This is a genomic window from Mesorhizobium sp. M2A.F.Ca.ET.037.01.1.1, assembly GCF_003998075.1.
Lineage (GTDB): Bacteria > Pseudomonadota > Alphaproteobacteria > Rhizobiales > Rhizobiaceae > Mesorhizobium.
Genome location: NZ_RZSA01000544.1, coordinates 1 through 4,537, shown reverse-complemented (window position 1 = coordinate 4,537; position 4,537 = coordinate 1). Strand labels below are relative to the sequence as shown.

Sequence of the window (4,537 nt, the reverse complement as noted above, 5' to 3'; positions counted from 1 at the left end):
GGTTCCGGGCTGCATTTCACCGATGCCGGCCGCATCAGCCTCGACGAATTGGACGAGCCGCTGGCGCTGGTGCAGGTGACGGCCGAACAGCATCTGGAGCCGGCCTGCCGTCCCAAGCCCAAGCCGGCCGAACCGGCAACGCTGACGGCTCGCGAGAGCGAGGTGGTGAGCCTGATCGCCGACGGCAAGAGCAATGCCGCGATCGCAGCCGAGCTCGACCTCAGCGAGCACACGGTCAAGCGCCATGTCGCCAACATATTGCTCAAGCTCGACCTGCCGTCGCGGGCGGCGGCGGCGGCATTCTCGGCCAGGCATGCTGGCCCGGACGGGCCATGAGAGCCATGGCGCTTTCGGGCGAAGCGGTCGGGACGCGTAGGAGGTATCAATTATCCCAATGCAGGCAGCCAGGAAGGCACTGCGGGGCCATGGAGAGACAAGATGTTGACCAAGACAAAGACGGTGGACGGCGCGGCGATCAAGAAGGCGATCGAGGGCCGTGACGGTAAGTTGCTGTCGAGCTTCTACACCGACGATGCGCTGGTGCGCGTCGTCGACCGCAACAACCCGCCGAGCAAGCCGCGCGAAATCCGCGGCCGCGCGGCGATCAGCATCTTCTGGGACGATATCTGCAGCCGGGCGATGACCCACAAGGTCGACGCCACCATCGCAGAGGGCGACAACCTCGCCTTCATGCAAGCCTGCGCCTATCCGGACGGCACCAAGGTGGTTTGCGCGGCGATGCTGGAGCTGAGGAACGGCCTGATCGCGCGGCAGACCGTCGTGCAGGCCTGGGACGAATAATCAACCGCGGACAAATCAACAGCGGCCTCGGCCGCAATGGTGAGGGAGAATCGAGATGTTCAGCGCCAGATGGCAGATCGACGCGAAGTTCGGCCACAAGCAGACCGCACTTGAGCTGATGCGGAAATGGGAGCGCGAGATCGGCTCGCAGGTCGGTTTGGCCGACCTGAATTTCCGGCTCATGACGGGTTCGATCGGCGCCCGCGAAGCGACGATCGAATCCCACCACGAAGTCGAAAGCCTGGCCCAGCTGGAAGCGTTCTTTGCCAAGATCGCGAAGATCGACGCGCACGCCAAATGGGGCAAGGAACTGGAGCCCTATGTGGTGTCGGGCACCAGCCAGTGGCAAATCTTCCGGATCGTGGAATAGTTGATTGCGAAATAGCCGAAGGCCGAAGAGGCAGCGGCGAACATGACGGGAAGAGTGGCTGCGAGGCAGGCGGCCACTCGACGTCACCGGATCGACCCAAATCGGTAACCGGGCACCCTCCGCTCGGCCATCCACTGCAGCCGCTTTGGCTGTCGTGTCATGGCTCTCCCGAGCCATGCCCCGCTGGTCCTTTCGGGCGAAGCGGCAGGGGCCGGATTGGTGCAATGTGCTCTTCCTGCAACATCCAACGCATTCGCCCGATGAGGCGAGCAAACGAAGCAACACATGCGTCGCGTCGGCGCGCCATGGCGCTGGCGCAAGCAAGGGAGCAAACCAATGACCGACGAAGCCCATGCAAGACTGCGTGAAAGCCTGCGCGGGGAGGTGATCCTGCGCGACGATGCCGGCTATGACGAGGCCCGCAAGGTCTATAACGGCATGATCGATAAACGCCCGCTGCTGATTGCGCGCTGCGCCGACGTCGCCGACGTGATTACCGCCGTGAAATACGCCCGCGACAACGACCTTTTGGCCGCCGTGCGCGGCGGAGGCCACAACGGCGCCGGATTGGGGATCTGCGACAACGGTCTCGTCATCGACCTGTCGATGATGAAGGGTGTCCATGTCGATCCGAAAACGCGCACCGTCAGGGTCGGGCCCGGCTGCAATTCGGGCGACGTGGACCATGCCACCCATCCCTTCGGGCTCGCTGTTCCGGCGGGCATCGTCTCGACCACCGGCGTTGCCGGCCTGACCCTCGGCGGCGGTACAGGCTATCTCACGCGCAGATACGGTCTCACCATCGACAATCTGGTCGAAGCCGATCTGGTGCTGGCCGACGGCAGCGTGGTGACCGCCAGCAAAGCCGAGAACCCCGACCTGTTCTGGGCGCTCCGCGGCGGTGGCGGCAATTTCGGCGTCGTGACCAGTTTCCTGTTCCAGGCCCATCCCGTGAACATGATCTTCGGCGGCCCGGTGTTCTGGGAGGCCAAGGATGCCATGGCCGTCATGCAGACCTATCGCGACTATCTGCCGGAGGCGCCGGAGGATCTCGGCACCTTTGTCGGCTTGAAGACCATTCCGTCGACCGACCCATTCCCGCGCGAATATTGGGGCAAGCGCGCCTGCGCCATCATCTCCTGCTACAACGGCACCGAGGAGGAGGGGCGCAAGGCCATGGCGCCGCTGCTCGACAATCTGCCGCCGCCTATCTTCAACTGGATGGGTGTGATGCCGTTCCCGGCCTTGCAGGCGATGTTCGACCCGCTGCTTCCGAAAGGCCTGCAATGGTACTGGAAGGGCGATTTCGTCAAGTCGCTTCCCGACGAAGCCATCGCGACCCATATCGCGCAGGCCGCCGCAGCGCCGAGCGAATTGTCGCTCATGCATCTTTACCCCATCGACGGCGCCGTTCGCCGCGTCGGCAAGAACGAGACGGCATGGAATGCGCGCGACGCGACCTGGTCGATGGTCATCGCCGCCATCGATCCGGATCCGGCCAAGGCCGCCGACCTCACCAAATGGGCCAAGACCTACTGGGCGAGCATCCATCCCCATAACGGCGAAGGCGGCTACGTGAATTTCATGATGGAGGACGAAGGAGAAGCGCGCGTGCAGGCGAGCTATGGCGCGAACTACGAGCGGCTTAGCCAGGTGAAGCGCATCTACGACCCGTTCAACATCTTTAGAGTCAACCAGAACATCAAGCCCGCAGCATCGGAGATGCAAGGGAGGACGGCCGCTTAAACCGCGTCGCGCTGAGCCGGGCTCAGGCGACGCGGTTTAAGTCTTTGTTTTGATGCATGTCGTTGTCCCAGAACCGCGCACACTTCTGGGCGACATGCATTAGTTCTTACGCCGCCTCCGCCCATGTAGGGGATAGAGGCCGGATTGCCATCGGATTTGCTACGGGCAATTGGCAATCCGGCCTCTCTCGCAAGGGACTAGCCGTGCGCCACCATGACGTGGCGGACAGCCGTGTAATCCTCCAGCGCGTAGAGCGACATGTCCTTGCCGTAGCCTGACTGTTTCAGGCCGCCATGCGGCATCTCGTTGGTCAGCATGAAGTGCGTGTTGATCCAGGTGCAGCCATATTGCAGACGAGCGGCGGTCGCCATGGCGCGCGCGACGTCCTTGGTCCACACCGACGAGGCAAGGCCGTAGTCGCTGTCATTCGCCCAATTCACCGCCTCGTCGACATCCGAGAAGCGGGTGATCGAGACGACCGGGCCGAACACCTCGCGGCGCACGATCTCGTCTTCCTGCAGCGCGCCGGCGACCACCGTCGGCTGGTAGTAGAAGCCGGAGCCCTCCCCCGGCTTGCCGCCGGTGGTGATCTCGATGTGCTTCAGCTCCGAGGCGCGCTCGACGAAGCTCGACACGCGGTCGCGCTGGCGGCGCGAGATCAGCGGGCCGATCTCGTTCTCAGTGTCGTCAGGCTGGTTGTATTTGATGGTCGAGACAGCGGAAGAGAGATCGGCGACCAGCTTGTCGTAGATCTTCTTGCCGGCATAGATGCGGCAGGCGGCGGTGCAGTCCTGACCGGCATTGTAATAGCCGAAGGCGCGCAGGCCATTGACCACGGCGCCAAGATCGGCGTCGTCGAAGACGATAACCGGCGCCTTGCCGCCAAGCTCCAGATGCGTGCGCTTGACCGATTTGGCGGCCGCCTGCAGCACCTTCTTGCCGGTGGCGACGTCGCCGGTGATCGAGATCATGTTGACCTTCGGATGGTTGATCAGCGTGTTGCCGACGCTGTCGCCACGGCCGAGCACGACGTTGACGACGCCTTCGGGCAGGATCTCGGCGAGGATCTTCGCCAGCTTCAGCGATGTCAGCGGCGTCTGCTCCGAAGGTTTGAAGACGACCGTGTTGCCGCCGCCGACCGCCGGCGCCAGCTTCCACGCCATCATCATCAGCGGATAATTCCAGGGCGCGATCGAAGCGACGATGCCGATAGGGTCGCGCCGCACCATCGAGGTGTGGCCAGCAATATATTCGCCGGCCACCTGACCGGGCATCGAGCGCACCGCGCCGGCGAAGAAGCGGTAGCAGTCGACGATCGCCGGGATCTCGTCGTTGAGCACGGCATTGATCGGCTTGCCGCAATTCAGCGCCTCGAGCGCCGCGAACTCCTTGGCTTCCGCCTCGATCCGATCGGCGATCTTAAGCAGATAGCCGGAGCGCTGCGCCGGCGTGGTACGCGACCAACTGACGAACGCTCGCTCGGCGGCTGTCACGGCCGCTTCGATCTGCGCCGGGCTTGCTTCAGGCAGGTTGAGGATGGTTGCCCCGGTCTTTGGATTGAGGATCGGCTCCTCGGTTTCGGTGCCCTTCTCGAATTTCGAGCCGATGAGCATCTGGGTG

Annotated in this window: 5 protein-coding genes; 4 read left to right on the top strand and 1 reads right to left on the bottom strand. The window is 63.5% G+C overall.

Going from position 1 to position 4,537, the window contains the following annotated elements; genetic code table 11:
* The 4 genes from EOA27_RS23680 to EOA27_RS23665 form a co-directional block, all read left to right on the top strand.
* Window positions 1-336 (top strand): helix-turn-helix transcriptional regulator (locus EOA27_RS23680; RefSeq protein WP_145970490.1); only part of this gene is annotated, 336 nt, incomplete at its 5' end.
* A 102-nt stretch (window positions 337-438) separates the two neighbouring features.
* Window positions 439-801 (top strand): nuclear transport factor 2 family protein, encoded by a 363-nt coding sequence (locus tag EOA27_RS23675; protein ID WP_126079704.1) that lies wholly within the window; start codon window positions 439-441, stop codon window positions 799-801.
* A 55-nt stretch (window positions 802-856) separates the two neighbouring features.
* A complete protein-coding gene (locus tag EOA27_RS23670) occupies window positions 857-1,171 on the top strand; it encodes a hypothetical protein (protein ID WP_040993821.1) in 315 nt (104 codons plus the stop codon).
* A gap of 336 nt (window positions 1,172-1,507) precedes the next feature.
* A complete protein-coding gene (locus EOA27_RS23665) occupies window positions 1,508-2,917 on the top strand; it encodes an FAD-binding oxidoreductase (protein WP_126079705.1) in 1,410 nt (469 codons plus the stop codon).
* Window positions 2,918-3,114: 197 nt separating this feature from the next.
* On the opposite strand, the gene EOA27_RS23655 is transcribed toward EOA27_RS23665, so the two are convergent.
* The coding region (locus EOA27_RS23655) for a gamma-aminobutyraldehyde dehydrogenase (RefSeq protein WP_145970489.1) at window positions 3,115-4,537 on the bottom strand (1,423 nt) is incomplete at its 5' end.